This is a genomic window from Phyllobacterium sophorae, from assembly GCF_003010965.1.
In the GTDB taxonomy this organism is placed as follows: domain Bacteria; phylum Pseudomonadota; class Alphaproteobacteria; order Rhizobiales; family Rhizobiaceae; genus Phyllobacterium; species Phyllobacterium sophorae.
In genome coordinates, this window is the sequence record NZ_PGGM01000001.1 from 757,573 (window position 1) to 784,500 (window position 26,928).

Sequence of the window (26,928 nt, forward strand, 5' to 3'; positions counted from 1 at the left end):
CTGCCTACTCCGATGCGATGGCCGCGGGGCGCTGCATGTCGACATGTGGAATATTATCTTCGAGATATTCCTCCGAGACCCCGACAAAGCCGAACGATTCATAGAAGCGCTTCAGGTGGCTCTGCGCCGACAGCTTGATCGGGCTTTGCGGGTAGAGCCTTTCGCATTGCGCGATCGCCTCGACCATCAATCGGTCGCCAAGCTTCTTGCCGCGGTGTTCGGGTGAGACGATGACCCGGCCGATCCGCGCTGCCGGATCGTTTTGCGCTGGTTTGCGGATACGCGCGCTTGCGACCAGTTCCCTGGCCCGAAGCAGGCGAAGATGCAGCGCATCGGCATCCTTGCCGTCAAGCTCGGGATAGGGGCATTTTTGCTCGACGACGAAGACATCGACCCGCAGTTTCAGCATGGCATAGAGGTCGCGCGGGCTAAGCTCGTCGAGCCCGCTGAGCACGACCTTGTAAGCGTCGCCCTCCATCAGAAGGTCACGACCGAACGGATCGACTTGCCTTCATGCATGAGGTCGAAGGCGGTATTGATCTCTTCAAGCGGCATCTTGTGGGTAATGAGCGAGTCGATATCGATCTTGCCCTCCATGTACCAGTCGACGATCTTCGGAACATCGGTGCGGCCGCGCGCGCCGCCGAAAGCCGTGCCGCGCCAGTTGCGCCCGGTGACGAGCTGGAACGGCCGCGTCGATATTTCCTTGCCGGCTTCCGCCACGCCGATGACGATGCTGGTGCCCCAGCCGCGATGGCAGCATTCCAGCGCCTGGCGCATGACATTGGTGTTGCCGGTGGCATCGAAGGAGAAATCCGCGCCGCCGTCGGTGAGGTCCTGGATGGCGGCGACCACTTTATCATTGCCGACTTCGCTCGGATTGACGAAGTGGGTCATGCCAAACTTCCTGGCCATCTCTACCTTGCCGGGGTTGAGATCGACGCCGATGATCTTGTCGGCGCCGACCATGCGGGCGCCCTGGATGACGTTGAGGCCGATGCCGCCAAGGCCGAAGACCACCACATTGGCGCCCGGCCAGACCTTGCCGGTATAGATGACGGCGCCGATGCCGGTTGTCACACCGCAGCCGATGTAGCAGATCTTGTCGAAGGGCGCGTCTTCACGCACTTTCGCCAGCGCGATCTCCGGCAGGACCGTGAAATTCGAGAAGGTCGAGCAGCCCATGTAATGGAACACTTCACCGCCATCGCAGGAGAAGCGGCTGGTGCCATCGGGCATGACGCCCTGGCCCTGGGTCGCGCGGATCGAGGTGCAGAGGTTCGAGCGCTGCGACAGGCAGGTTTTGCACTGACGGCATTCGGGTGTGTAGAGCGGGATGACATGGTCGCCGACCTTCAGCGACGTCACCCCGGCGCCAAGCTCGCGCACGATGCCCGCACCTTCATGGCCGAGGATCGCCGGAAACTTGCCTTCCGAGTCGAGTCCAGACAGCGTGTAGGCATCGGTATGGCACACGCCCGTCGCCATGATTTCGACCAGCACTTCGCCGGGCTTGGGGCCGCCAATCTCGATCGTCTCGATTGTCAGTGGCTTCTTGGCTTCCCAGGCAACGGCGGCGCGCGATTTCATGATTGTCTCCCTATGCGTCTGTGCAACATGCTGATTTGCAAAGTTGCACTATCGGGATGGCATAAGGGGTCGTCAATCGAATGAGCGACATTTATCAAAGCGAAATGACGCGGGGCACAATCCTGCTGGACTTGGCGGCCGGAACCCTGTCAAAACGCCACACCATTGAAATGCGGGAAATGACCTGTTGAGAGACTTACCCACCCTTCCTGTCACCGAAATTCTGCCCGCGCTTGACGCTGCGCTGGCAAGGGGCAATGCGGGGGTGCTGGTCGCGCCGCCCGGCGCAGGCAAGACGACGCTCGTTCCCCTGCATCTCCTGAACGCGCCCTGGCGCCAGGGCCGCACCATTATCCTGCTCGAGCCGCGCCGGCTTGCCGCGCGCGCCGCCGCAAGCCGCATGGCGAGCCTGCTGGGCGAAGATGCCGGCGCGACTGTCGGCTATCGCATGCGGCTCGATAACAAGGTGTCGGCGAAGACGCGCGTGCTCGTCGTCACCGAAGGCGTCTTCGCCCGGATGATCCTCGACGATCCGGACCTGAAGGACGTTGCCGCTGTGCTTTTCGACGAATTCCACGAGCGCAGTCTCGATGCGGATTTCGGCCTGGCGCTGGCGCTCGACGTGCAGGCGGGCCTGAGGCCGGATTTGAAGCTTCTGGTCATGTCGGCGACGCTCGACGGCGCGCGCGTGGCATCGCTGCTGGGCGACGCGCCAGTGCTGGAAAGCAAAGGCCGGTCTTTTCCAATCGACATCCGCTATCGGGCCCGCAATCCCGACGAGAAGATCGAGGATGCAATGGCCAAGGCCATTCGTGACACGCTGGGAAGCGAGACCGGCAGCATCCTCGCCTTCCTCCCCGGCCAGCGTGAGATCGAGCGCACAGCGGATATGCTGGAAGGGCGTGTACCCCCTGACACGCTGATCGTGCCGCTTTACGGCGCGCTGGAGGGCCGCGATCAAGACCAGGCGATCAGGCCGGCACCCGCCGGCAAGCGCAAGGTGGTGCTTGCGACTTCCATCGCCGAAACCTCGATCACCATCGATGGCGTGCGCGTCGTCATCGACAGCGGCCTGGCGCGCCTGCCGAAATTCGAACCCGCAACGGGCCTCACCCGGCTGGAGACTGTCCGGGCGGCGCGTGCCGCCGTCGATCAGCGCGCCGGACGCGCCGGTCGAACCGGGCCCGGCATTGCGCTGCGCCTCTGGCGCGCCGAGCAGACGGCAGCACTCGAAGCTTTCGCGCCGCCGGAAATCCTTGAAGCGGATCTTGCCGGACTGGTTCTCGACTGCGCGGCCTGGGGCGTTGCCGATCCGGCAAGCTTGAGCTTTCTCGACCCGCCGCCTGCCCCGCCGATCAAGGAGGCCAGGGCACTCCTGGAGAATCTGGGCGCACTGCAAGGCGGCCGCATCACGCCGATGGGCAACGCCATGCGGGAGCTGGCCCTGCCAGTCCGGCTGGCTCACATGGTCCTGACCGCGCGCGAACGCGGACAGGGTTTGCGGGCCGCGGAACTTGCGGTGCTTCTCACCGAACGCGGCCTCGGCGGCAACGATATCGATCTCGATGTCCGGCTCACCCGCTTCCAGCGCGAGCGGGGTGACCGCGCCGTGCGTGCACGCGGGCTGGCAAAACGGCTGGCGGGAAATAGCGGACCGGCACCAGCGGGACCGGACAGTGCCGGCCGTCTGCTGCTTGGCGCCTATCCCGACCGCATCGCCAAGGCGCGGGGCAACGGCCAGTTCACGCTCGCGAACGGGCGGGGCGGCGAGGTCGATCCCGCCACATCTCTGGCAAAAGCGCCGTGGCTGGTCGCCGCCGATCTCGCCGGGCGTGCAGGACGAGCGCGCATTCTGGCCGCAGCGGAGGTGACCGAAGCGGAAATCCGCGAGGCTCTGGGGACAAGCATCGTCAGTGGACGGCAGGTCACCTACGATCCCGCTCGCAATGCCCTGCAGGCGCGCGACGCCACCCGCATCGGCGCCATCGCGCTTTCCGAGAAGACACTGCCCGCGCCGAGTGGCGAAGAGGCGGATCGCGGCGTCATCGCCGCGGTGTGCGCACATGGGCTCGACATCCTGCCGTGGTCGAAAGACGCAACGATCCTGCGCCGCCGACTCGCCTGGCTGCATCAGGGTCTCGGGCTCCCATGGCCGGCGATGGACGACGAGGCGCTCATCGCAACGGCGGGCGACTGGCTTTTGCCTTTCCTGAAAGGTACGGCACAGCTCGGCCAGATTCCGACACACGTACTGATCGAAGGTTTGCGTTCACGCGTACCCCACGATCTGCAGCGCAAGATCGATGCGCTGGCACCGACACATTACGAGGTGCCTACGGGTTCCAATATCCCCATCCGCTACGATGCCGGCGAACCGGTGCTCGCTGTGCGCGTGCAGGAACTGTTCGGGCTTGCCACGCATCCCGCTATCGCCGGCGGAACGATCCCCTTGCTGCTTGAGCTGCTGTCGCCTGCGCATCGTCCGATCCAGATCACCCGCGACCTGCCGGGCTTCTGGAAAGGCTCGTGGGCCGACGTGCGCAGCGACATGCGCGGCCGCTATCCCAAGCATGTCTGGCCGGAAGATCCAGCAAATGCATCGCCCACCAGCCGCGCCAAGCCGAGGGGGACTTGATGCATTCAGCGCGGATTTGACTTGGCCCTGTAGAAATCTCATATCTACCTGATGAGAAAATGCAGGAATGACCGTGCCGAGCGCTGACAAGACTATTGCTGTCACTCCCAAGCCATCCGCTGCCACGCGGATTGCCACCCGGCGAATCCTCGCCGTTTCCCATGCGTGTGCTGCAAGTGAAGCGCTCGCTGAACTTGGGGTAGCTGTGAAGGTAATCGGTTCGCTTGCCAATGGACGTTTCGGCCAGTCGTCGGACATTGATTTCCTCGTTCTTGAATGCCCTCGTCACCTAAAATATGGGATTGAGGGGATCGTCGAAGATTGTCTGCAAGGTTTTCGGTTCGACGTCATCTATCTTGATGACATTCCTCCTCATAAGCGCGGCCGTTTCAGCAGGGAGGCGGTCTGTGCGAGGCATCTTCGTTGATATCGAAAATGAACTGAGTGACATTGGTAGTGAGGTCGAGATGCTGGTCCGCGCCGTTGCCATCTACGAACGCGACGTGATCAATGCGGAACCCGCCTGGTTGTGGCTCGCGGTACAAGGCCTCGCCTCAGGAATCGAAAAAATCTACACTGGCTGTGAACGGGTCATGGGAATGATCGCGAATGACGTCGATGATGCCAAAGTCGATCACAGTGAAGGTTGGCACATTTCCCTTCTGAAGCGAATGGCACATCCATTTCCTGGTATTCGCGGGGCTGTAATCACTGATGAATGTTATAAAGCCATGGATGTGCTGCGTGCCTTTCGCCACCGCGAACGAAACAGCTATGGATTGATGCTGGACAGTGAGGTCGTGCGGAACCGGGCACTCCAGGCGGAGACTGCGTTTTGCAGATTTCGCAACGAGGTCCGGGCTTTCGCGCTCTTGCCTGTTGGCAAAGACTCCGATCTTTAGAGCTCCATGGTTCAGGATTTCGGCATACGCTCATCTTATCTGTCGCGACGCCTGCGGCTGACGACGCTCATCCGCCTGCGCTGGCTTGCCGTCGCCGGCCAGAGCGTCGCCGTGCTTTTCGTCGCGCTCTACCTCAAATTTCCCTTCCCCGTCAGCATATGCTTCGCGCTGATCGCCTGCTCGGCATGGCTCAACCTGCTGATGTCGTTCCGCTATCCGATCAACCACCGGCTCGAGCCACGCGCGGCGATTACCGTTCTCGCCTTCGATATCCTCCAGGTGGCGGGCCTGCTTTATATGACCGGCGGGCTGCAGAACCCCTTTGCCGTGCTGATGATCGTTCCCGTCATCATTTCCGCCACTTCGCTGCCGGCCTACGCAACGATAGCACTCGGCCTGCTTGTCACCATCTGCGCCACCCTTCTGGCCAATGTTTACCTGCCGCTACCATGGTATCCCGACGAGACGATGCAACTGCCCTTCGTGCTGATCGCCGGAGTCTGGTGCTCGGTGGTCTCGGCGCTGGCCTTTACCGCCGTCTATGCATACCGCGTTGCCGAAGAGGCGCGGCTGCTTGCCGACGCGCTGACTGCCACCGAACTGATCCTGCAACGCGAGCAACATCTTTCCGCGCTGGATGGGCTTGCCGCCGCCGCCGCGCATGAACTCGGCACGCCGCTTGCCACAATCGCGCTGGTCGCAAAGGAAATGGAGCGGAGCCTGAAGCAGGATGACCGTTTTGCCGAGGATATCGAGTTACTGCGATCGCAGACCGAACGCTGCCGCGAAATCCTGAAACGTCTGACGAGCCTGTCTTCAACAAGCGAAGAACATATGTCGCGCCTGAAGATTTCGTCGCTGATCGAGGAAGTCATCGAGCCGAATCGCAATTTCGGGGTCAATATCAAAGTGACCAAACTGCGCGGCGAGGGCATCGAGCCGGTCATCCGCCGCAATCCCGGCATTATCTATGGGCTCGGCAACCTGGTCGAAAATGCCGTCGATTTCGCGCGGGAGACCATCGATGTCCGCTGGGGTTGGACCGACAAGACAGTGGAGATCATCGTCAGTGACGATGGCAAGGGTTTTGCGCCCGATATTCTGGACCGCATCGGCGAGCCATACACCACGGGCCGGGACCGCGAGAGCAACGAACATGGCGGTGGGCTGGGGCTGGGGCTGTTCATTGCCAAGACACTGCTGGAGCGCTCCGGCGCCACCATCATCTTCCGCAATCGCAATGACCCGGGTCAAGGCGCTGAAGTTGTTGTGACGTGGCCACGCCACCAATTGATTGCGGAGACCTCCTGACAAGCCGGCTCTGACTTGCCAGGTTTAGCCAGCGGTTTTCAGGCGGAATTCTCAAAAAGTGTCTCTGATGGATAGTCTTTGACATTTTGTTCATTGCAAACCATTAGAGCATTGTACGGTAAATAAAACGCATTCTGCCGGCGGGAATTCGTGGACAAGGTCAAGGGGTTTGGCGAGACCGATGTCTTTCCATCGGGCGATGCCAAAGCCCGAAGGATTTGGCCAGAATTCACCAGGCCCTTCGGGTTTCCGGCTGGCGGACACCCATTTTGTCAGGCGGCTTCGTCCGATGGATAAACATCGGCCTCGCCACCTTCCGCGTGGATTGTCTCGCCATCCGGGAAACAGAAATGCGTTCTATTTACCGTACAATGCTCTACGGAGTATATTCATAGGAAATGAGCAGGAAAACCTGATGGAAAACACGGATCAGGACGATATTGAAGCAATTGGCGGAGATCGCACCCTCCTTCTTGTCGACGACGACAAGCCGTTCTTGCAGCGCCTTGCGCGCGCCATGGAAACGAGGGGTTTCACGGTCGCCATCGCCGATTCGGTCGAAGCGGGCCTTGCCAGTGTCAAGGTGAACGCCCCGGCCTATGCGGTGGTCGATATGCGTCTTGGCGACGGCAACGGCCTTGATATCATTGAGGCGATCCGCGCGCGCCGCGAAGATACGCGGGCGATTGTCCTGACGGGCTATGGCAATATCGCGACGGCTGTCAACGCGGTCAAACTCGGCGCCATCGATTACCTGTCGAAGCCGGCCGATGCGGACGAGGTTTTTGCGGCCCTGACCCGCCGGTCGGGTGAAAAGGTTGCTCCACCTGAAAATCCGATGTCTGCTGACCGGGTTCGCTGGGAACATATCCAGCGCGTCTACGAAATGTGCGACCGCAATGTTTCCGAAACCGCGCGCCGTCTCAACATGCACCGCCGCACGCTGCAGCGTATCCTCGCCAAGCGCGCGCCGCGCTGAGGTGCTACTCCATATCCGTCTCGGGCAGATGGATGCCCGATAGCTCGGCCAGTGTCATGCGTGCCGCGCTGACGCGGGCAAATCGCAGGGTCATGGCTTTGCGGGTGGCGCCTGCCAATTTGTGCTCCGGTGCATCGCGAATGATCTCGGCGCCATAGCCGTCGGAAAGAATGAACCCGCAATCCTCGGGGAAAATGTCCGCCGGAACACCGGGATGCGTGGCAAAGAACAGGCGGTCGCAATGCTCCCGGTAAATCGGCCATTTGCGATCGACCTTCCAATCCTCGATCGACGATTTGATCTCCACAATCCAGATTTCGCCGCTGCGCGTCAGCGCCACCAGATCAGCGCGCCTGCCCGATGCCAGCGGCAGTTCGGGCAGAACCGCGAGGCCGAGCTCAAGGAACAGCCGCTGCACGCCGCGCCGTACCAGCATGGCGTTTTCCGATTGCCGTCCATCGATGAGCGGACTTGTCTGACCTGGAATCACAAGGGGCATGATCAAAACGATATCGGCAAATCTGCAACCATGCGCAGGAAAAATGCACTAGCAGATTGTAGAAAACATGGTTAACAGAAAACTGCGCTTTACGGTTAATCAGGCATTAACAATAATGGCGCTAGAGAGGCAATAGCAAACGCCATCGCAGATTCGCATAATATTCAACGGGGTGACCATGCAATTCAAGACTATTGTCCTTGCAGTTGGACTGATGGGTGCAACTGCTCTAACGGGCTGTTCGACTATCGGACTGAGCTACTCGACCGCTTCCTACAACTCCGTTGTCGATGCCGGTTATGTCATCCCGGCCGTACCGCGCATGAAGGTTCCGCCGCAGTATCTGCGCCAGGAAGTCAACTACGACGGTGGCGAAGCAGCGGGTACGATCATCGTCGATACCAATGCGAAGTACCTTTACTACGTGCTCGGCGGCGGCAAGGCGATGCGCTACGGCATCGGTGTCGGCAAGGAAGGCTTCGAATGGGCAGGCACTGCCCGCGTCGCAATGAAGCGCGAATGGCCAACATGGACGCCTCCGCGTGAGATGATCCAGCGCCAGCCGGTGCTCGCCAAGTTCCGTGACGGCATGGATCCCGGCATCACCAATCCGCTCGGTGCCCGCGCCCTCTATCTCTTCAACAAGGGTGGCGACACCGGCTATCGCCTGCATGGCACCCCGGAATGGTGGTCAATCGGCAAGGCCATGTCCTCGGGCTGCATCCGCCTGATGAACCAGGACATCATCGACCTGTACAATCGCGCCCAGGTCGGTGCAAAGGTCATCGTCCGCTAATTTTGCTGGCTCATAAATTGGACAATAGGCCGCTTTCGAGCGGCCTTTTTTATTTGCTTGCCTGACTTTTGTCGTGTTGACCTGATCGTTAGGCGCCCCATAGATTGCGCCCATAGACTTCAGAGCAGCGCATAAACTGGCTAGAGACTGGAAACTCATCATGTTCAAAACCGTTCCCACCACGCCATTCGACGACCAGAAGCCCGGAACCTCCGGTTTGCGCAAGAAAGTCCCGGAATTCCAGCAGAAAAACTATGCCGAGAACTTCATCCAGTCGGTGTTCGATTCGCTTGAAGGCTTCAAGGGCAAGACGCTGGTGATCGGCGGTGACGGCCGCTACTACAACCGCGAAGTTATCCAGATCGCCCTCAAGATGGCGGCCGCCAACGGATTCGGCAAAGTCCTCGTCGGCAAGGGCGGTATCCTGTCGACCCCAGCTGCTTCCAATGTCATCCGCAAATACAAGGCGTTTGGCGGGCTCGTCCTTTCAGCCAGCCACAATCCCGGCGGTCCGACCGAAGATTTCGGTATCAAGTACAACATCGGCAATGGCGGACCCGCGCCGGAAAAGATCACCGAGGCGATCTTCGCCCGTTCCAAGGCGATAACGCAATATGTCATCGCCGAGGCGCCGGATGTCGATATCGACACAATCGGCACGCAGAAACTTGCGGGCATGGATGTCGAGATCCTCGATCCGGTCGCCGATTACGCTGCGCTGATGGAGGAATTGTTCGATTTCGACGCAATCCGCGCGCTGATCAAGTCGGGCTTCACCCTGCGCTTCGATTCCATGCACGCGGTCACCGGCCCTTACGGCAAGGAAATTCTCGAACACCGCCTCGGGGCGCCGGAAGGCACCTGCGTCAATTTCGTGCCGCTGCCGGATTTCGGGGGGCATCATCCCGATCCCAATCTCGTCTATGCCAAGGACCTCTATGATCTCTTGATGTCGGCAAACGGACCGGATTTCGGGGCGGCTTCCGATGGCGATGGCGACCGCAATCTCATCATCGGCAAGGGCATTTTCATCACGCCGTCCGATTCGCTGGCGATGCTCGCCGCCAATGCGCACCTGGCACCCGGCTACAAGGCGGGCCTTGCGGGCATCGCCCGCTCCATGCCGACCAGCGGCGCCGCCGACCGCGTTGCCGAGAAACTGGGGATCGGCATGTATGAAACACCGACCGGCTGGAAATTCTTCGGCAATCTGCTCGACGCCGACATGGCGACGATCTGCGGCGAGGAGAGTGCAGGCACCGGGTCGAACCATGTGCGCGAAAAGGACGGGCTCTGGGCGGTGCTGCTCTGGCTCAACATTCTGGCAGTGCGCCGTATCAGCGTGCGGGAGATCGCCAGGGAACATTGGGCAACCTACGGCCGCAACTATTATTCCCGCCACGATTATGAGGGTGTCGATACCGCTGCGGCCAATACGCTGATAGATGACCTGCGCGCGAGGCTGCCAAAGCTGCCCGGTACCTCTGTCCAGGGTTTGACTATCCAGACTGCCGATGATTTCGCCTACCACGATCCGGTCGACAAATCGGTCAGCAAGAACCAGGGCATCCGCGTGCTTTTCGAAGGCGGCTCACGCGTGGTCTTCCGCCTGTCGGGAACGGGAACGTCGGGTGCGACGATCCGCGTCTATGTCGAGCGCTACGAGCCCGATCCAAAGCGGCACGATCTGGAGACGCAAGGCGCGCTGGCGGATCTCATCCGCGCCGCCGAAGACCTTGCCGGAATCAAGGTTCACACAGGCCGCGACAAGCCCAGCGTAATTACGTGATTGCAGCGATGCGCGGGTCGCTGGCAAATGTGTCAAGGCTGAAGCCGAGCCGCGTATCGGGATAGTCGCAAATGGCATTGACCCCATAATTGGAGAAATGCAGGCGCCATGTCGTCATGCGCGTTGGGTGCGGCATGGCAAAGCAGCCGCAGGAGAGCAGGGCCAGATTGATGCCGCCCTGCGGATCGCGCACGGAACGATAGCGGATGAGCTCGATCCCGGCTTCATGCGCGGCGTCGGCAAGGTCGAGGCAGGCGGAGTAGTCGGTGAGGTGCGTCCATTGCTTCGCCTGGCTCAGGAAAGACGCGCTGGTGAGGTCGATGGCACTGGTCGTCGCGTAGCGCGCCTCGAAGGCCGTGAATTCGAGGGCATTGCGCGGCCACGGCGTGCCAGGGCTTTCGACGAAGAAAAGCAGCCTGTAGAACGCAGTTTCGGCCACGGCCGTTTCCACCAGCTCGCTGGCGTAGAACACGCCGGGTGAATAGCCCTCACGCCGGAAGCGTGAATTGCCGGGATAGCGGCCATAGCGGAACGGCGTCGCCAGCAGATAGTCGAGATGAACGCAGGATGGAGGCAGCGGCGGTTTGGTGGCTTCAAGCTCGTCTTCGAGCAACGCCTGTTCGTCGAGCGTGTCGACCAGCTTCATCGTGGAAACGCGATGCTGCGCCTCGACGAGACGCCAGCAGGCCCCGTGGCTGGAGCGTGATTCAGATCGGAGCGCGGCGGGCGTCCAGATAGGCGAGGACATGGGCGAGACCGTCAATGGTTTTGATCCGGTTGAGCGGCTTGCCGCCGAGCATGGTATTATCAGTTCGCATCCACTGGCGAGCCACGGCATCATCGCCGCCGACAATCGCATCGAGCGAGCGGTAGAGGCGAATGAACAGGAGGGCGAGTTCATAGCTCTTGCCGGTGAGCGGGCCACTACCCTCACTGCGCTTGAGGCGGGATATGCTGGGTTCGGACAGACCGACGACAGTGGAGAGCTCCCTGGCGGTCAGCCCCAGCAATTCCGCCGCACGCAGCAATGCCTTGGAGACCACGGCGGTCTTCCCCGGAGTTGCTGGTATGTGCTGTGCAGTGGTTCCCATGAATCGGCCCTTTCGCTGGAAATAAATATAGATTAAATTTCTGGTGAAATCAAGGGTGGTCGATAATCTCTCCCCTTGCGGGAGAGAAAGCGATTTCAGCATCTTAGCCACTTTGCTAAGTGCTAGAAATCGCAAGAGAGGGGATTTGCTTCACTGAACTTACCCCTCATTTGGATTTTCCAAGGGTTCAGCAAAGGGGCTAAACCCAGGAAAATCCTTTCTCTCCCGCAAGGGGAGAGATTATCGGCATCAACCTTCCTGACGCATCTACCGCCGCGCCGTCACGGTCATTGGCAGGCCGCCATCCGGCTGGGTGGTGAGCTTTTGCACCGGCCAGGGTTTGATCGCTCCCGCCATGTCGAACCGGTAGCGATGGAGCAGCGTTGCCAAAGCAATGATCGCCTCCTGCAAGGCAAAGCTGGCGCCGATGCAGACGCGCGGCCCCGCCCCGAACGGCAAATATTGGAAGCGGTCGATCTTGTCGCGATTCTCCGGATGGAAGCGGGACGGCATGAAGGCTTCCGGGTTGTCCCAGTACAGCCGGTGGCGGTGGACGGTCCAGGGCATGACAAGCACCGCCGAGCCCTTCGGCAGTTTCAGATCCTGGTATTGATCGTCTTCGATCGGCTCGCGGTTGATCGAGGGAGCCGGAGGATAGAGCCGCATCGCTTCCTCGAACGCGGCGCGGGTCAAGGGCAGGGCGTCCAGCCACGCATGTGGCGGCGGGACCTTGGCCTGATCCATGAAGGCATCGATTTCCTGCTCGATGCGATCGCGCTCCCATGGCGCCCGTGCCAGCAGATACAGCGTCCAGCCAAGCGCCCGCGCTGTCGTCTCATGGCCGGCACCGATGAATGTGATGATATTGTCTTCGATCTCGGCGCGCGACAGGCCTTCGGGCCCTTCGGCCCTGAGGAGAAGCGTGAGGAAATCATTGGGGACCCTGTCGCCTTCGTTCTCCATGCGGGTCTTGCGCATTTCCATCGTATTGGCGACGATCTGGCGGAAGAAAGCAAGGGCGCGGCGCCCGCGAATCTGGGTGAAGCGCGGCAGCCAGGCCGGCGCGCCGAGAAGATCGAGCGGATCGACGCGGCCCATGGTCTCAAACAGCCGGTCGACCTCGTGCGAAAACTGGTCGGGATCACCGGCGATCTCGCCGGAAAACAGCGTTTCGGCGAGAATGTCATAGGTCAGCATCGTCATGTCGCGCGACACATCGGTGGTGCCAGTGAGACCTTCGTAGCGATCGGCAAAAACCTCGGTTGTCCGCTGCATCGCCTCGGCGAAGCCGTGGATGTGGCGCGGTGTGAACACTGGCGCCATGGCCTTGCGCGAGCGCCTCCAGACCTCGCCTTCCGCCGTCAGCAGCCCATCGCGCAGGATCGGGCGCAGAATGCGCTGGCGCACCGCGGCCATCTTGTAATTCTTGGCATTGTCAACGAGCACATGGCGGATCAGGCCGGGATCATTGGCGATGATCGTATGCGCGAAGGACCAGTCAATTGAGACCCAAGGCTCGTTGTAGGACGGCTCGCCCCACAATTCGAGCGGATTGCGGTAAATGGTGCGGATAAGACGCAGCGTACCGACCGGCCCGGTGCGCGGGATCGGGGCAGGTGGAACAAACGCGGCTTGTACAGGATTCATTGGGCCTCCTCGGGTCCCATGTGGGGACAGGCGCGCGGGATTTCCACCAAATCGACCATTATCCTTTCGCCCAATGACCACGGTTCTGTGGTGGTTCCGCCTTGACGCCAACGCCCGAATGAGGTCTGTTTCGGCGCATATTTCATACGCCCTGATGACTGCAATCACAGACAATCTTTTCAGATATTCGATTTCAACCAATCTTTATTGTGAGGCCTTTTCATCATGCTTTTTCGCCTGTGCTGGCTTTTGCTGGCGATTTTCCTTGCATCGTGTAGTGGCGGATCGGATTCGGAGGAGGATCATGCTGCCAGCACGTTTGAAACCCTGTTTGAACCGCCCCGGCCACCGGTGCCGATCCCGGGTCCTGCCGACGCCATACCCTGGAGCGATCCCGATTACGGGCCAGAGGGCACGTTCGGTCTGCACGATTTTACCGAAACGCCAACCAGTAACGTGCACACGATTTACCTGAATGGCAATGCGATAAAATTCGCGGTAACTGCCGGACATCTGAAGGCCGAAAGTTCGCGCTACCCTTCGTCGAGCAGTCAAGGGAAGGCAGCAATTTTCTACACTGCCTATACGCGCGATGAGCTGCCCGAGGGCACGCGGCCGGTGACGTTCGTTTTCAATGGCGGGCCCGGCGGCGCGTCGGCCGTGCTTGACCTGAATTTTCTTGGACCGAAACGGATCGACTGGAATGCACCCGGATCGGCGACTTTGCCCCTGGCCGACAACCCCAACACCTTGCTCGAAAAGACAGACCTCGTCTTTGTCGATCCGGTAGGTACTGGATATTCGAAGGCGGTTTATCCCAGTCGGAACGAGGAATTCTGGAGCGTCGATGAGGACGCAAGCGTGCTCACCGATTTCATCATCCGTTACATCAACGCCAATCATCGTCAGGAATCGCCCAAATATGTCTATGGAGTTTCGTATGGGGGCATTCGCGCTCCAGTCATCGGACGCATGCTCTTGGAAAGCGGGACAGCCAAATATGCCGACAAGAAAGATTCAAAGAACGTTCTCACCGGTCTGATCCTGAACTCGCCGATACTCGACTACGAAGCAGATTGTATGTCCAATGATGCATCTTGTGGCGGCTCGCTTCCGACTTATGCGGCGGTTGCGGCCGATTGGGGCAAATCAATTGAACTAAAAGGTAAGCCTATCGATACAATTCCGGACAATGTAGTGCCATTTGTCTCCGCATATAACAAACTTTACGATTCGACGTTCAGTGGTGTCGATAATAGCAAGGCCCCCGATCGTGCAAAATGGGAAGCCTTCCTCAAGCAACCCGCGGCGCCGCCCTTCTTGAATCGCCTGTTTGAACTGACCGGTGTTGGCAAGCTTCATAAACCTGGAGACAGTGCCGCCAACAATCCGTGGATCGCCCAACCGAATATGAACAGCTTTGAATTCAGCTGGTATTTCGATGCAGGCAAAGACGATGCAGGCAAACCCCTAAAACTCGTGCTTGCCGATGGGCGGGCGACCATTACATTTGACGATACCGATTCAGCACTTGATCGCAGATCCGATTTTGATCCGCTTGCTAAACTCTATCAAGAGCAGTTTATCGGCTATCATTCCAATTTAGGTTATATGGGGAGCAATGGTGAAATCATCGACAAGTGGGATTTCTGGTCACATCATCCCGATGATCCGGTCAATCCTGGCAGGTTGGTGTCAAGTGTTCCCGATCTCTCCGAGAGCCTTAGCCTCAAACCTGATCTGAAGGTTTTGGTTCAGCACGGGTATTATGACCTGAACACGCCTTTCTATCAGTCCGAACTTGTTCTTGCCGCATTGCCGGAAGCGATAAAAGTGCCGGTCAAACTGTATGAAGCCGGTCACGGTATTGGTCCTGAAGATGGCCCAAAGGACAAACTCTTCCTCTACATCCGAGTGCGGCGCGACCTTGAAGCATTTTATGATCAGCCACTGCCAGGTATTGTACTGGCGGCTATACGTTCTCCTCGGCCTGAAAGGGTTCAGCCATGAGAGTTTGGTTCACCGCCGGAATGGCAGTGCTGCTTGCTGCGCAATGGCATGCACAGCCATCGGATGCCGCTGAAACCATGGCGCGGTTCAAACCCGACAGGCAGATGCAGGGGCGGTCGTTGCGCAGCATTGTTCCTTCATCAACAGGCCCGAAGCAAGGAGCGGTTCCCCTTACCCGCGAAATGGTAAGCGCCGCCGTCGACGCGCGCATCAAAGCCCTTTTCGATCGTGCGGCTGATCCTGCAACGCATCTTGTGACCGCTGCATCTGCAGAGAATTCGGGCGTGGGTTATTTCACTGGTCATTTTGCGGATATGGACCGGGACAGCGACGGGGCACTCTCCCTCGAGGAGGTCAAGGGTTTTCTCGATGCGCAGTCACCCATTGCGCGACCTGGATCGAAGGAGCTACAGACCATCGGGAAGACGGAGGTACAAATCATCGAGTGACAGGGTGCGGCCGGTCCGGTCCCCGGGGGCCTGAGCAGATGGACAGAACCAGTTCCTGTGTGTCCGTCAGGTGATTTCCCCAACGGCCGCTAACGGGGATGTGAGTATAAATCGCCAAAAAGTCCACCAATTGGCCATGATCCGTGGATAGAGCGGGTGTCATGAATTGGAAAAACCGGCATTAAACACTATATCTACCACTGTAACCGGGCATGATTCGCCCGGTTCTGTTATAAAGACGGGTGCGCCAATTCAGGCGCGAGAAAAAGATTGAAATTACATGAGTGAAACACCGGAGATGACAGTCGAAACCTCGCCGGAATACGGTGCGGAATCCATCAAGGTTCTCAAGGGGTTGGATGCAGTCCGCAAACGCCCGGGCATGTATATCGGTGATACGGACGACGGTTCCGGCCTGCACCACATGGTCTATGAAGTCGTCGACAATGCCATCGACGAGGCCCTTGCAGGTCATGCGACGCGCGTGACCGTGACGCTGAATCCCGATGGATCATGCACGGTGACTGACAACGGCCGCGGCATTCCGACAGATATGCACGAGGAAGGCGTTTCGGCCGCCGAGGTCATCATGACCCAGCTGCATGCGGGCGGTAAGTTCGATCAGAACTCCTACAAGGTTTCCGGCGGTCTGCACGGTGTTGGCGTTTCGGTCGTCAATGCGCTGTCCGTCTGGCTGAAGCTTAAGATTCGCCGCCAGGGCAAAATCCATGAAATGAGCTTTACCCACGGTGTTGCCGATGCCCCTTTGCGCGTCACGGGCGATTCCGAAGGTTTGACAGGCACCGAAGTCTCGTTCCTGCCGTCGACCGATACTTTCACCATGGTCGAGTTCGACTTCAAGACGCTCGAACACCGCCTGCGCGAATTGGCCTTCCTCAATTCGGGTGTCCGGATTCTGCTTGCAGATCGCCGGCATGCCGATCCGGTCGACCTCGAACTGTTCTATGAAGGCGGCCTGACTGCCTATGTGCGCTATCTCGACCGCGCGAAGAAGGAACTGGTCAACGAGCCGATCTATATTCGCGGCGAAAGGGATGACACGACGGTGGAAGTCGCGATGTGGTGGAACGACAGCTACCACGAGAACGTGCTCTGCTTCACCAACAACATTCCGCAGCGCGATGGCGGCACGCACCTTGCCGGTTTCCGTGGCGCGCTGACGCGCCAGATGACCGGCTATGCCGAGACGTCCGGCCAGGCGAAGAAGGCAAAGGTAACGCTGACTGGCGATGACTGCCGTGAAGGCCTGACAGCGGTGCTGTCTGTCAAGGTTCCCGACCCCAAATTCTCGTCGCAGACCAAGGACAAGCTCGTATCCTCGGAAGTGCGCGCCGTTGTCGAAAGTCTCGTCAATGAAGCGCTTTCGACCTGGCTCGAAGAGCACCCCGCCGAGGGCAAGGTGCTTGTCGACAAGGTCATTCAGGCTGCGTCGGCCCGTGAAGCAGCGCGCAAGGCGCGTGACATCACCCGCAAGAACTCGCTCAGCATCAGTTCGCTGCCGGGCAAGCTTGCCGATTGCCAGGAGAAAGACCCTGCCAAGTCGGAAATCTTCATCGTCGAGGGTGACAGCGCCGGGGGATCCGCCAAGGGCGGACGCTCGCGCCAGAACCAGGCGATCCTGCCGCTGCGCGGCAAGATCCTCAATGTCGAGCGCGTCAAGCTGGATCGCATGCTCTCCTCCGATCAGATCGGTACGCTGATCCTGGCGCTGGGTACCAGCATCGGCAAGGATGAGTTCAACCCGGACAAGCTGCGCTACCACAAGATCATCATCATGACCGACGCCGACGTCGATGGAGCGCATATTCGAACGCTGCTGTTGACGTTCTTCTTCCGGCAGATGCCGGAATTGATCGAGCGCGGCCACATCTACATCGCCCAGCCGCCGCTCTATAAGGTATCGCGCGGCAAGTCCTCGCAATATATCAAAAACGAGTCCGCCTTCGAGGAGTTCCTGATCGAATCGGGGCTCGAGGAAGCATCGCTCGAATTGAGCACCGGCGAAGTGCGGGCAGGTATCGACCTGCGTGCGGTCATCAATGATGCGCTCGCAGTGCGGCATCTGCTGCAGGGGTTGAACACCCGCTATGATCGCGCTGTCGTCGAACAGGCGACCATTGCCGGCGCACTCAATCCGGAAGCCATCTCCGATACGGTAAGGGCACAAAGCCTGGTAACGGAAGTCGCCGGACGCCTCGACCTGATCGCCGAGGAAACCGAAAAGGGCTGGACCGGCCGTCTGGCAACACCGGATGACGGCCTCGACGGCTATATTTTCGAGCGGTCGTTGCGCGGCGTGAAGGAAACGGTAACCCTCGACATGGCGCTGATCGGTTCTGCCGATGCGCGCCAGCTCGACCGGTACTCCGCCCGCCTGCACGAGATCTATGCCAAGCCGCCGGTGCTGCGCCGCAAGGAAAAAGCCGACTCTGTTGCCGGACCAATTTCTCTGCTCGAGGCCGTTTTCGCGGCGGGACGCAAAGGCCTGTCATTGCAGCGCTACAAGGGTCTTGGTGAGATGAATGCCGACCAGCTTTGGGAGACAACGCTCGATCCGAATGCGCGGTCGCTGTTGCAGGTGAAGGTCCACGACGCCACCGATGCCGATAGCCTGTTCTCCAGGTTGATGGGCGACGACGTGGAGCCGCGCCGCGAGTTCATCCAGGACAATGCGCTGAGTGTGGCCAATCTGGACGTTTAGGAATGGATCGGTGGTGCAGTGATTTTCAATGCACCACCGTTTATTCGGATAGTTAAACGAAAACCGCTCTAACCCAGTCGTTCGGCGATCCAGAGCTTGATAAGGGCTTGTCTGGTCACGCCAAGCCGCCGTGCCTGTCTGTCCAGACCTTCCACTACCCACATGGGAAAGTCGACATTCACCCGCTTGAGTTCTTCGTTGGGCCGACGGGCCTTCGACCAATCCACCTGTTCGGCAATATCTTCTCCCTCGTCGAAATTGCGGTCAAAATCACTTGTCTTCATAGTATTCGATTTCCTGTTTTCGGGCCCGGCGAACCGAAATGATGCGAACCTTACCGCTTCTGTAAACGCAGATGGCTGACCAATGTTTGCCTCTGAGTAAGCCAATTACGAGAAAACGCGGCTCTCCGTCCACTTTGGCTGGAGCTTCCAGCATCCGGTCATCTTTCCAGAGCGGTTGTGCTTCCTCAAAATCAATACCGTGTTTGATTTTATTGGACGCGCTCTTTGCCGGATCGTACTCAAACAGCATGGATCAGTATTGGTATAAGAAATATACCATTTCCGTGCATATGTCCACGAAATATCGGGTTCGGTGTCTGGTCATGCCTGATGCTATCGTTTGACACCAACCACCACCACGACCTGCAGGTTGAATCGAACCCCAGCGTTTTTATACTTTTGTACAACAACTCTCTTGCCTGTTCGGCGGCGTCATGATCTTTTGTCAAAAAAGAAGCGATGTCCCGGGGATAGGCCAAACGAATGCCCGGCAAAGATGGCGTACTTTTTTGAGTCAACCTGATCGGGAATTGAAATGCAGCCTGTCTTTGATGGTCACAACGATGTGCTTTACCGGTTGTGGAAACATTCAAGAGACGGGGCCGATCCGATCCAGGAATTTATCGATGGGACGACTTCCGGCCATATCGACAAGATCAGGGCGCTCAAGGGTGGCTTGATCGGTGGCCTCTGTGCCATTTACGTCCCTTCCGGTGATCTTGCCTTCAAGGCACCCGATGCCAACGGCCATTATTCGACGCCTCTCGCTGCGCCGCTGGACCGCGCGCCATCGCTCGATATTTCACTCGAGATGGCGGCGATCGCGTTGAAACTGCAGCGGGCCGGAGGGTGGAAGCTCTGCCGCACTACAGCCGAGATTGCCGAATGCATGCGCCGGGATATGTTCGCCGCCGTGCTGCATATGGAAGGCTGCGAAGCGATAGGTGCGGATCTGGCAGCGCTCGATGTCTTCTACGCCGCGGGACTGCGTTCGCTGGGGCCGGTCTGGAGCCGCAACAATATCTTTGCCCACGGCGTGCCTTTCGCCTATCCGATGCATCCGGATACAGGCCCCGGATTGACGCGGGAGGGCGAAGAACTCGTTAAAGCCTGCAACCGCCTTGGCATTCTCGTTGATCTTGCCCACATCACCGAAAAAGGCTTTTGGGACGTTGCACGCATCAGCGATCAACCGCTCGTCGCCAGCCATTCGAATGTCCATGCGCTGACCCCTGTTGCACGCAACCTGACGGACAGGCAGCTGGACGCCATACGCGAGAGCAAGGGTCTGGTCGGGCTCAACTATGCCGTCGCCATGCTGCGCCCCGATGCGCGCGAAAACGCCGATACGCCACTGTCTGATATGGTACGCCACATCGACTACATGGTGAACCGCATGGGCATCGACTGCGTGGCACTTGGTTCTGATTTCGACGGTGCTAAAATCCCCGGCGAAATTGCCGATGCAAGCGGAAATCAGAACCTGGTAGCGGCGTTGCGGGACGCCGGATATCTGGGAGATGATCTTGCAAAGATCTGCCGCGAAAACTGGCTGCGCGTGCTGCGATCGGCGTGGCACGAAGAAAACTAAGATTGCCAAGAAACCAATCGCTCTAAAACAGGGAACAGAACAATGTTGGTGAACCAGATCAATACCAAATTCCGGCTTCTTCTCGGCGGGGCGGCGCTTTCCGCGATCATGCTTTCCGGTGTACCGGCATGGGCGGAAACGCCGGCCGATACCCTTGTCGAGGCATTTGCCATCGACGACGTCATCACGCTTGATCCGGCCGAGGCCTTCGAGCTCACCATGGGCGAGATCAACGGCAACACCTATGACAAGCTTGTCCGGCTCGATATCAACGATCCCTCGAAGATCATTGCCGATATCGCCGAGAGCTGGACTGTCTCCGACGACGGCCTGACCTATACATTCAAGCTCAAGCCGGGGCTGAAATTCGCTTCGGGCAATCCGATCACCGCCGACGACGTCGCCTATTCTTTTGAGCGCGCGATCAAGCTCGACAAGAGCCCGGCATTCATCCTGACGCAGTTCGGATTGAAAGCCGATAATGTCGCCGAGAAGGCCAAGGCATCCGATCCGTCAACCTTTGTCTTTACGGTCGATCAGCCCTATGCGCCGAGCTTCGTGCTGAACTGCCTGACGGCGACGGTCGCCTCCGTGGTCGACAAGAAGCTGGTTTCCGAACATGTCGTTGGTGACGATTACGGCAATGCCTGGATGAAGACCGGCTATGCCGGCTCCGGTCCGATGAAGATTCGCGACTGGCGTGCCAACGAGATCATCGTCCTGGAACGCAATGACAATTATTACGGCACCAAGGCAGCGCTGAACCGCGTCATCTACCGCCACGTCAAGGAAAGCGCGGCGCAGCGTCTTCTGCTCGAAAAGGGCGACATCGACGTTGCGCGCAATCTCGAGCCGAACGACCTGGAGCAGGTCGTCAAGAACAGCGACATCACGACGACCAGCGCCCCGAAGGGCACGATCTATTATATCAGCCTCAACCAGAAGAACCCCAACCTGGCGAAGCCTGAAGTACGCGAGGCGTTGAAGTACCTGGTTGACTACGAGGCGATTGGCGAGAAGCTGATCAAGGGCATCGGCGAGATCCACCAGACCTTCCTGCCAAAGGGAATTCTCGGAGAACTCGATGAAAACCCCTACAAGCTGGACGTTGAAAAAGCCAAGGCGCTGCTGGAGAAGGCAGGGCTGAAGGAAGGCTTCTCGTTCTCCATGGACGTGCGCAATAACCAGCCTGTGACCGGCATTGCGGAATCGGTGCAGCAGACGCTGGCTCAGGCCGGTGTAAAGCTGGAGATCATTCCCGGCGACGGTAAGCAGACGCTGACCAAGTATCGCGCTCGCACGCACGATTCCTATATCGGCCAGTGGGGTGTCGATTACTGGGATCCGAACTCCAATGCGGAAACCTTCACCAGCAATCCTGACAATTCGGATGCGGGCACCAACAAGACCCTGGCCTGGCGCAACGCCTGGGATGTGCCGGACCTGACCAAGGAAACCAAGGCCGCCCTGCTTGAGCGCGATGGTGCCAAACGTGCCCAGATGTATCAGGATCTGCAGAAGAAGGTTCTCGAGACCAGCCCGTTCATCCTGATTTTCCAGCAGACGGAAGTCGCGGGTCTTCGCTCGAACCTGAAGGGGTTCAAGCTCGGACCATCATTCGATACGAACTACGTCTTCAACGTATCGAAATGATCGGGGCAAGTCCCGAGAGTTGATCATATGAGCAGCACCGAATCACGATTGGAGTCCAGGCGATCAGGCGCCTGGGCCTCCAGCCTCCTTTGGGCTATCGGCAGGTTCCTGCTGATTGGCGCCATCACATTCCTGGGGCTTCTTGCCGTCACGTTCTTCATTGGGCGGGTCATCCCGATCGATCCGGCACTGGCCATCGTCGGCGACCGGGCTCCCGCCCATGTGGTCGAGCGGGTGCGTGAGGAATATGGCCTCAACTTGCCAATATACCAGCAGTTCGTCATCTATATAAAAGACGCATTGCAGGGCAATTTCGGTAATTCGGTGCTGACCACCAACCCGGTCATGACCGATATCAGGCGGGTGTTTCCCGCCACCATGGAGCTGGCTACGTTCGGGACGCTCCTCGGTGCCGTATTCGGTGTGCCGCTCGGCGTGCTGGCAGCGGTCAAGCGCGGCAGCATCATCGATCAGATCGTCCGCATCATCGGACTGATTGGCTATTCGGTGCCGATTTTCTGGCTGGGCTTGCTGGCACTGCTCGTATTCTACGCAAAGCTTGGCTGGACCTCCGGCCCGGGCCGTATCGATGTGGTCTACGAGTACACATTTACTCCGATAACGGGCTTTTACCTGCTCGACGCGATCCTGCAGCGCAACTGGGATGCGTTCTGGAATATTTTCAGCTTCATCATACTTCCTGCCTCGCTGCTCGGCTATTTCTCGCTTGCCTATATCAGCCGCATGACGCGCTCGTTCATGCTTAACGAGCTGGAGCAGGAATATATTGTCGCCGCCCGCGCCAAGGGCCTGTCGGAAACCCGCATCATCTGGGGCCACGCGCTGCGCAATGCGGCTGTTCCCTTGGTGACGGTAATCGCGCTGTCCTATGCCGGGCTGCTGGAAGGATCCGTCCTGACCGAGACGGTTTTCTCCTGGCCGGGCCTCGGCATGTATATCACCAATTCGCTGCAGAACGCCGACATGAATGCGGTGCTGGGCGGAACCATCATCATCGGCACGGTCTTCGTTGCCATCAATCTGTTGTCCGATGTTCTGTATCGGGCGCTTGACCCACGGACACGCGCACGATGAGTGAACTTAGCCCCGCACGTCCCCTTTCTCGCCGCGAATGGCTGATGAGCGACCGGCCGCAATCGCGCATGCAGGCAAGGCTTGGCCGCGCCTATCTGGTCTGGAGCCGCTTTGCCAGCAACCGGCTGGCGGTGGTCGGTCTCGCCATCATCATCGCGCTGCTGCTGGTTGCGGCTTTCGCCGACGTGCTTGCCCCGCACTCGCCGGTTGCGGGCGATCTGCGCAATGCCCGCCTGCTGCCGCCGGGTGGCCTGTATCTCCTCGGAACGGACGATCAGGGCCGGGATATTCTCTCGCGGCTGATCTACGGCTCGCGCCTGACGCTCTATGTTGTCATCCTTGTCGCTATCATCGCCGCACCCATCGGCCTGCTTGTGGGAACGATCGCTGGGTATGCTGGAGGCTGGGTCGACTCCATATTGATGCGCATTACCGACATTTTTCTCGCCTTTCCCAAACTCATTCTGGCGCTTGCCTTTGTGGCTGCGCTTGGACCCGGCATCGAAAATGCGGTCATTGCCATCGCCATCACCTCTTGGCCGCCCTATGCGCGCATAGCCCGGGCCGAGACGCTGACGGTACGCAATTCGGACTATATCGCAGCCGTGCAGCTTATGGGCGCCTCGCCGACACGCATTGTGCTGCGCCACATCATGCCGCTGTGCCTGTCCTCGCTGATCGTGCGGGTGACGCTCGACATGGCTGGCATCATCCTGACGGCTGCGGGCCTTGGTTTCCTTGGCCTTGGTGCGCAGCCGCCATTGCCGGAATGGGGCGCAATGATCGCCTCGGGCCGCCGCTTCATCATGGATCAGTGGTGGGTCGCCGCCATGCCGGGCTTTGCCATCCTGATCGTCAGTCTCGGCTTCAATCTTCTGGGCGACGGCCTGCGCGATGCGCTGGATCCGCGAGGCAGCAGCCAATGAGCACGATGCTGACCGTCGAGGACCTTCGGGTCCAGTTTCCCACGCGCACGGGCACGGTCGATGCGGTGCGCGGTGTCTCGTTTACACTTGGCCGCGAGCGTCTTGGCATTGTCGGCGAGTCCGGCTCCGGCAAGTCGCAGACGGGGCGCGCGATCATGGGCTTGACGCCGCCGCATGCCAGGATCACCGCCAAGACGCTGAATTTCGATGGTATCGATCTCCAGACTGCCTCGGTGAGGCAGCGGCGGGCACTGCGCGGCAATCGCATTGCCATGATCCTGCAGGATCCCAAATACTCGCTCAACCCGGTCATGAGCATCGGCAGGCAGATCGTCGAGACGCTGCGCACGCACGAGAAGGTGAGCAAGAGTGCGGCGCGCCAGCGCGCGCTCGACATGCTTGCCGCCGTGCAGATCCGCGATCCGGAACGGGTCTATGATCTGCACCCGCACGAGGTCTCCGGCGGCATGGGCCAGCGTGCGATGATCGCCATGATGCTGATTACCGGGCCCGAACTCCTGATCGCGGACGAGCCGACTTCCGCGCTTGATGTTACCGTGCAGCTCGACGTGCTGCGCATTCTCGACAATCTGGTGCGCGACCGCGGCATGGGCCTGATCTTCATCTCGCATGATCTGCGGCTGGTCTCGTCGTTCTGTGACAGGGTCATCGTCATGTATGCCGGGCGTATCGTCGAGGAGATCGCCGCGACGGACCTGCACAAGGCGAAGCATCCGTATACGCAAGGCCTGCTCAACTGCATGCCGCAGATCGACAATGACCGGCATCCGCTGCCGGTACTCGACCGCAAGCCGGAGTGGGCCACATGATGAGAGCTTTGGTCACCGAAAATCTCGAAGTGGTGTTCAACCGGTTTCGTGCCCTTCGCGGTGTGAGCCTTGAAGTATCGCCGGGCGAATCATTCGGTCTTGTCGGAGAGTCCGGTTCAGGAAAGTCCACGCTCCTGCGCGCCGTCGCCGGTCTCGCGCCGGTGAGCGGCGGGACGATTACCGTCAACGGCAAAACGCTCGGCTCGAAGCGGACCAAGGCGTTCTATCGTGAAGTGCAGATGGTGTTCCAGGACCCCTACGGTTCGCTGCATCCGCGCCAGACGGTGGACCGGCTGCTGCTGGAGCCGCTGGCCGTTCATGGCTTCGGCGATATTGAAAAGCGCATCCTGCGCGCGCTGGATGAAGTGGGGCTCGGGTCGAGTTTCCGTTTCCGCTATTCGCACCAGCTTTCCGGCGGGCAGCGCCAGCGCGTGGCCATTGCCCGGGCGCTGATCCTGGAACCGTCGATCCTGCTGCTCGATGAGCCCACCTCGGCTCTCGATGCGTCGGTGCAGGCGGAGGTATTGAATTTGCTTGAGCAAATCCGCCGCGACCGGAAGCTGACATTCCTCATGGTCAGCCACGATCTCGCGGTCGTCACCCATATGTGCGACCGGCTGATGGTGATGCAAAATGGCGCCGAAGTCGAACGCCTGACTGCAGCCGAGCTTGCCATGCGCAAGGTGACGCAGGACTACACGCGCAACCTGCTGATTGCCAGCCAGGGATTTGTCCGGCCGGACGTGCGGCTCTAGGGCAGAAACGTTCATCTGATTTTTACCATGCCGGAAGCGAGTCCGCGGATTTCGACCATCCGGCGCGGAATAATGAAAATCTGAATGAATTTTCTAAGCCGGCATTTACGCCATGGAATCAATGGTTCCACTCAACGACTGGAGTGGGACATGAAGCGTATTCGAGATTTCCTGAGAGACCGCAGCGGGGCGACGGCCGTTACATTCACTTTGCTGCTGGTACCTTTGTTGGGCGTGACCGGACTTGCCGTCGATTACAGCCGCGCCAGCAATGAGAGGGTCACGTTGCAGAATGCGGCCGATGCGGCAGTGTTGGCCGGGGCGTCGATCTATGATGGCAAGAACTTGCCGGCAGTAAAAACGCGCGTCCTTGAAATGCTGAATGCAAACCTGACTAACGCTGGCAATAGTGGCGCAACCCACAACGTCACGGTCACGAAAGATGTACCTCCACGAATTCTTCTTACGCTTGACCGGCCGATGGCGACGACGTTCATGAGAGTCTTGAATCAAAACGCGATGGACATTGCCGTTAAGTCGGAAGCATCAGGGGCGCTGGCACCAGTCGAGGCGACATTCAACATCACAAAGGTCAAAGGAATCTACTACAAGAAGATTTCGGTGATTGTTGTTCGGGAGAATGGCGCTGAGGAGGAAGTTGCAGCTATCGAATACACCAACCCCAGTCAGGTTGACGGTAGCGGAATATCGGTTCCAGCGGTTGGATCATCATCTCAGACTTTTAAGCTCGGAAAATTCAAAACCTTCTATTTTACCATGATCGTCAAGAAGGGCGGATGCCCCATTGGCCAGAAAAACGATAACAACAAAACTCCCTCGAAAAGAAAGTGTGTGGCCTCTACCAGCTCCAGCGATCAACTAACACCAATTCCCGCTGGGCTTACGTTCCAGCAAGAATACAATCTCAAAAACAGCGCCAATGCCTTCCTCGTCAGAAGCGACAACGCAAACGATGCATGGCGGCTTGCTCTGGACGGTGCCCAAACGACAAAGCCGCACGAAGCGGAACCAGTGCTTATGAATGACCTGATGAATTGCGATGGTGTCACGAAAAAGCATGGTTGGGAGGATGGCGGCGGCAGCAATCCGGATTTCGAATATACATTGAAAACCGGGTGCGCATTGGACTACTCAAAAATTCGCCTGACCCAGTAGCCTTCCAACGAGAAAGCGGCGCAATTGACTTTGATCTTGCGCCGCTCCATCATGACTTCATTCCGAGGGGGGCACTGTACAGTGCTGAGATGGCGTCGAGCTGGACCCTTGAACCTGATCCGGGTTATGCCGGCGTAGGAACGGGAATTGAGCCTTCTTCGCGCACTCTGCCTTGTCTTCGCACATATCCGGATCTCC

Annotated in this window: 25 protein-coding genes and 1 riboswitch; of the genes, 17 read left to right on the forward strand and 8 right to left on the reverse strand. The window is 59.0% G+C overall.

Going from position 1 to position 26,928, the window contains the following annotated elements:
• Positions 1 to 4 precede the first annotated feature (4 nt).
• Together CU103_RS03650 and CU103_RS03655 are read right to left on the reverse strand one after the other, a co-directional pair.
• On the reverse strand, positions 5 to 478 hold the full coding sequence (locus CU103_RS03650; protein ID WP_106662514.1) for a GNAT family N-acetyltransferase: 474 nt from the start codon (positions 476 to 478) through the stop codon (positions 5 to 7).
• Complete coding sequence (locus CU103_RS03655) at positions 478 to 1,590, reverse strand: S-(hydroxymethyl)glutathione dehydrogenase/class III alcohol dehydrogenase (RefSeq protein WP_106662515.1); 1,113 nt, start codon at positions 1,588 to 1,590, stop codon at positions 478 to 480. Before CU103_RS03655 ends, CU103_RS03650 begins: the two co-directional genes overlap by 1 nt.
• Positions 1,591 to 1,777: 187 nt before the next feature.
• Between CU103_RS03655 and hrpB the strand changes: the two genes are divergently transcribed.
• The 5 genes from hrpB (at position 1,778) to CU103_RS03680 (ending at position 7,417) form a co-directional block, all read left to right on the forward strand.
• Positions 1,778 to 4,225: an ATP-dependent helicase HrpB gene (hrpB, locus tag CU103_RS03660; RefSeq protein WP_106662516.1), complete on the forward strand. Its 2,448-nt coding sequence runs from the start codon at positions 1,778 to 1,780 to the stop codon at positions 4,223 to 4,225.
• Between the two features lie 67 nt (positions 4,226 to 4,292).
• Positions 4,293 to 4,652: a nucleotidyltransferase domain-containing protein gene (locus CU103_RS03665; RefSeq protein WP_112760646.1), complete on the forward strand. Its 360-nt coding sequence runs from the start codon at positions 4,293 to 4,295 to the stop codon at positions 4,650 to 4,652.
• Positions 4,633 to 5,127, forward strand: coding sequence for a ribonuclease toxin HepT-like protein (locus CU103_RS03670; RefSeq protein ID WP_106662517.1), 495 nt, complete (start codon positions 4,633 to 4,635; stop codon positions 5,125 to 5,127). The genes CU103_RS03665 and CU103_RS03670 overlap by 20 nt, the downstream gene beginning before the upstream one ends.
• 6 nt (positions 5,128 to 5,133) lie before the next feature.
• Positions 5,134 to 6,438, forward strand: coding sequence for an ActS/PrrB/RegB family redox-sensitive histidine kinase (locus tag CU103_RS03675; protein ID WP_106662518.1), 1,305 nt, complete (start codon positions 5,134 to 5,136; stop codon positions 6,436 to 6,438).
• A 415-nt stretch (positions 6,439 to 6,853) separates the two neighbouring features.
• Positions 6,854 to 7,417 carry an ActR/PrrA/RegA family redox response regulator transcription factor gene (locus tag CU103_RS03680; RefSeq protein WP_106662519.1) on the forward strand — a complete coding sequence of 188 codons (564 nt, stop codon included), beginning with the start codon at positions 6,854 to 6,856 and terminating at the stop codon, positions 7,415 to 7,417.
• Positions 7,418 to 7,421: 4 nt separating this feature from the next.
• Here CU103_RS03680 and CU103_RS03685 read toward each other — a convergent pair whose 3' ends face one another.
• On the reverse strand, positions 7,422 to 7,916 hold the full coding sequence (locus CU103_RS03685) for an MmcB family DNA repair protein (RefSeq protein WP_106662520.1): 495 nt from the start codon (positions 7,914 to 7,916) through the stop codon (positions 7,422 to 7,424).
• 178 nt (positions 7,917 to 8,094) lie between these two features.
• Here CU103_RS03685 and CU103_RS03690 point away from each other — a divergent pair, with 178 nt between their 5' ends.
• Both CU103_RS03690 and CU103_RS03695 read left to right on the forward strand, forming a co-directional pair.
• Entirely contained in the window at positions 8,095 to 8,712 is a 618-nt protein-coding gene (locus CU103_RS03690; RefSeq protein ID WP_106662521.1) for a L,D-transpeptidase, read from the forward strand.
• 160 nt (positions 8,713 to 8,872) lie between these two features.
• A complete protein-coding gene (locus CU103_RS03695) occupies positions 8,873 to 10,501 on the forward strand; it encodes an alpha-D-glucose phosphate-specific phosphoglucomutase (RefSeq protein WP_106662522.1) in 1,629 nt (542 codons plus the stop codon).
• Here CU103_RS03695 and CU103_RS03700 read toward each other — a convergent pair.
• The 3 genes from CU103_RS03700 to CU103_RS03710 form a co-directional block, all read right to left on the reverse strand.
• On the reverse strand, positions 10,494 to 11,249 hold the full coding sequence (locus tag CU103_RS03700) for an RES family NAD+ phosphorylase (protein ID WP_106662523.1): 756 nt from the start codon (positions 11,247 to 11,249) through the stop codon (positions 10,494 to 10,496). The two genes, CU103_RS03695 and CU103_RS03700, sit on opposite strands and share 8 nt — an antisense overlap.
• A complete protein-coding gene (locus CU103_RS03705) occupies positions 11,209 to 11,592 on the reverse strand; it encodes an MbcA/ParS/Xre antitoxin family protein (protein WP_106662649.1) in 384 nt (127 codons plus the stop codon). The genes CU103_RS03700 and CU103_RS03705 overlap by 41 nt, the downstream gene beginning before the upstream one ends.
• A 267-nt stretch (positions 11,593 to 11,859) precedes the next feature.
• Positions 11,860 to 13,239 (reverse strand): cytochrome P450, encoded by a 1,380-nt coding sequence (locus CU103_RS03710; protein ID WP_106662524.1) that lies wholly within the window; start codon positions 13,237 to 13,239, stop codon positions 11,860 to 11,862.
• Positions 13,240 to 13,464: 225 nt separating this feature from the next.
• On the opposite strand from CU103_RS03710, the gene CU103_RS03715 reads away from it, so the two are divergent.
• The 3 genes from CU103_RS03715 to gyrB all read left to right on the forward strand — a co-directional run bounded on the left by CU103_RS03715 (position 13,465) and on the right by gyrB (position 18,420).
• The gene (locus tag CU103_RS03715) at positions 13,465 to 15,249 is read left to right on the forward strand and encodes a S10 family serine carboxypeptidase-like protein (RefSeq protein ID WP_106662525.1); all 1,785 of its coding nucleotides are present in this window, start codon (positions 13,465 to 13,467) and stop codon (positions 15,247 to 15,249) included.
• Positions 15,246 to 15,698: an EF-hand domain-containing protein gene (locus tag CU103_RS03720; RefSeq protein ID WP_106662526.1), complete on the forward strand. Its 453-nt coding sequence runs from the start codon at positions 15,246 to 15,248 to the stop codon at positions 15,696 to 15,698. Before CU103_RS03715 ends, CU103_RS03720 begins: the two co-directional genes overlap by 4 nt.
• Before the next feature lie 280 nt (positions 15,699 to 15,978).
• Entirely contained in the window at positions 15,979 to 18,420 is a 2,442-nt protein-coding gene (gene gyrB / locus CU103_RS03725; protein WP_106662527.1) for a DNA topoisomerase (ATP-hydrolyzing) subunit B, read from the forward strand.
• A 68-nt stretch (positions 18,421 to 18,488) separates the two neighbouring features.
• On the opposite strand, the gene brnA is transcribed toward gyrB, so the two are convergent.
• Together brnA and CU103_RS03735 are read right to left on the reverse strand one after the other, a co-directional pair.
• On the reverse strand, positions 18,489 to 18,704 hold the full coding sequence (gene brnA, locus CU103_RS03730) for a type II toxin-antitoxin system BrnA family antitoxin (protein ID WP_106662528.1): 216 nt from the start codon (positions 18,702 to 18,704) through the stop codon (positions 18,489 to 18,491).
• Positions 18,691 to 18,954, reverse strand: coding sequence for a BrnT family toxin (locus CU103_RS03735; protein WP_106662529.1), 264 nt, complete (start codon positions 18,952 to 18,954; stop codon positions 18,691 to 18,693). Before CU103_RS03735 ends, brnA begins: the two co-directional genes overlap by 14 nt.
• 285 nt (positions 18,955 to 19,239) lie before the next feature.
• Between CU103_RS03735 and CU103_RS03740 the strand changes: the two genes are divergently transcribed.
• The 7 genes from CU103_RS03740 (at position 19,240) to CU103_RS03770 (ending at position 26,730) form a co-directional block, all read left to right on the forward strand.
• Positions 19,240 to 20,295, forward strand: coding sequence for a dipeptidase (locus CU103_RS03740; protein WP_106662530.1), 1,056 nt, complete (start codon positions 19,240 to 19,242; stop codon positions 20,293 to 20,295).
• A gap of 42 nt (positions 20,296 to 20,337) precedes the next feature.
• Positions 20,338 to 21,948, forward strand: coding sequence for an ABC transporter substrate-binding protein (locus tag CU103_RS03745; RefSeq protein WP_162707234.1), 1,611 nt, complete (start codon positions 20,338 to 20,340; stop codon positions 21,946 to 21,948).
• Positions 21,949 to 21,975: 27 nt separating this feature from the next.
• Positions 21,976 to 23,043: an ABC transporter permease gene (locus CU103_RS03750; protein WP_106662531.1), complete on the forward strand. Its 1,068-nt coding sequence runs from the start codon at positions 21,976 to 21,978 to the stop codon at positions 23,041 to 23,043.
• The gene (nikC, locus tag CU103_RS03755) at positions 23,040 to 23,969 is read left to right on the forward strand and encodes a nickel transporter permease (protein WP_106662532.1); all 930 of its coding nucleotides are present in this window, start codon (positions 23,040 to 23,042) and stop codon (positions 23,967 to 23,969) included. The genes CU103_RS03750 and nikC overlap by 4 nt, the downstream gene beginning before the upstream one ends.
• Positions 23,966 to 24,799, forward strand: coding sequence for an ABC transporter ATP-binding protein (locus CU103_RS03760; RefSeq protein WP_106662533.1), 834 nt, complete (start codon positions 23,966 to 23,968; stop codon positions 24,797 to 24,799). Before nikC ends, CU103_RS03760 begins: the two co-directional genes overlap by 4 nt.
• Positions 24,796 to 25,554 (forward strand): ABC transporter ATP-binding protein, encoded by a 759-nt coding sequence (locus CU103_RS03765; protein WP_106662534.1) that lies wholly within the window; start codon positions 24,796 to 24,798, stop codon positions 25,552 to 25,554. Before CU103_RS03760 ends, CU103_RS03765 begins: the two co-directional genes overlap by 4 nt.
• A gap of 150 nt (positions 25,555 to 25,704) precedes the next feature.
• Complete coding sequence (locus CU103_RS03770) at positions 25,705 to 26,730, forward strand: TadE/TadG family type IV pilus assembly protein (RefSeq protein ID WP_162707235.1); 1,026 nt, start codon at positions 25,705 to 25,707, stop codon at positions 26,728 to 26,730.
• Positions 26,731 to 26,785: 55 nt separating this feature from the next.
• Positions 26,786 to 26,888: riboswitch (TPP riboswitch) on the forward strand.
• Positions 26,889 to 26,928: the final 40 nt, after the last annotated feature.

Coding starts and splice junctions, on each gene's coding strand:
- CU103_RS03675 (WP_106662518.1), top strand. CDS start 5,134: ATGGTTCAGGATTTCGGCATACGCTCATCTTATCTGTCGCGACGCCTG.
- CU103_RS03665 (WP_112760646.1), top strand. CDS start 4,293: ATGACCGTGCCGAGCGCTGACAAGACTATTGCTGTCACTCCCAAGCCA.
- brnA (WP_106662528.1), bottom strand. CDS start 18,704: ATGAAGACAAGTGATTTTGACCGCAATTTCGACGAGGGAGAAGATATT.
- nikC (WP_106662532.1), top strand. CDS start 23,040: ATGAGTGAACTTAGCCCCGCACGTCCCCTTTCTCGCCGCGAATGGCTG.
- CU103_RS03695 (WP_106662522.1), top strand. CDS start 8,873: ATGTTCAAAACCGTTCCCACCACGCCATTCGACGACCAGAAGCCCGGA.
- CU103_RS03745 (WP_162707234.1), top strand. CDS start 20,338: ATGTTGGTGAACCAGATCAATACCAAATTCCGGCTTCTTCTCGGCGGG.
- gyrB (WP_106662527.1), top strand. CDS start 15,979: ATGAGTGAAACACCGGAGATGACAGTCGAAACCTCGCCGGAATACGGT.
- CU103_RS03770 (WP_162707235.1), top strand. CDS start 25,705: ATGAAGCGTATTCGAGATTTCCTGAGAGACCGCAGCGGGGCGACGGCC.
- CU103_RS03715 (WP_106662525.1), top strand. CDS start 13,465: ATGCTTTTTCGCCTGTGCTGGCTTTTGCTGGCGATTTTCCTTGCATCG.
- CU103_RS03760 (WP_106662533.1), top strand. CDS start 23,966: ATGAGCACGATGCTGACCGTCGAGGACCTTCGGGTCCAGTTTCCCACG.
- CU103_RS03720 (WP_106662526.1), top strand. CDS start 15,246: ATGAGAGTTTGGTTCACCGCCGGAATGGCAGTGCTGCTTGCTGCGCAA.
- CU103_RS03700 (WP_106662523.1), bottom strand. CDS start 11,249: ATGTCCTCGCCTATCTGGACGCCCGCCGCGCTCCGATCTGAATCACGC.
- CU103_RS03650 (WP_106662514.1), bottom strand. CDS start 478: ATGGAGGGCGACGCTTACAAGGTCGTGCTCAGCGGGCTCGACGAGCTT.
- CU103_RS03740 (WP_106662530.1), top strand. CDS start 19,240: ATGCAGCCTGTCTTTGATGGTCACAACGATGTGCTTTACCGGTTGTGG.
- CU103_RS03750 (WP_106662531.1), top strand. CDS start 21,976: ATGAGCAGCACCGAATCACGATTGGAGTCCAGGCGATCAGGCGCCTGG.
- CU103_RS03765 (WP_106662534.1), top strand. CDS start 24,796: ATGATGAGAGCTTTGGTCACCGAAAATCTCGAAGTGGTGTTCAACCGG.
- CU103_RS03655 (WP_106662515.1), bottom strand. CDS start 1,590: ATGAAATCGCGCGCCGCCGTTGCCTGGGAAGCCAAGAAGCCACTGACA.
- CU103_RS03710 (WP_106662524.1), bottom strand. CDS start 13,239: ATGAATCCTGTACAAGCCGCGTTTGTTCCACCTGCCCCGATCCCGCGC.
- CU103_RS03705 (WP_106662649.1), bottom strand. CDS start 11,592: ATGGGAACCACTGCACAGCACATACCAGCAACTCCGGGGAAGACCGCC.
- CU103_RS03685 (WP_106662520.1), bottom strand. CDS start 7,916: ATGCCCCTTGTGATTCCAGGTCAGACAAGTCCGCTCATCGATGGACGG.
- CU103_RS03690 (WP_106662521.1), top strand. CDS start 8,095: ATGCAATTCAAGACTATTGTCCTTGCAGTTGGACTGATGGGTGCAACT.
- CU103_RS03735 (WP_106662529.1), bottom strand. CDS start 18,954: ATGCTGTTTGAGTACGATCCGGCAAAGAGCGCGTCCAATAAAATCAAA.
- CU103_RS03680 (WP_106662519.1), top strand. CDS start 6,854: ATGGAAAACACGGATCAGGACGATATTGAAGCAATTGGCGGAGATCGC.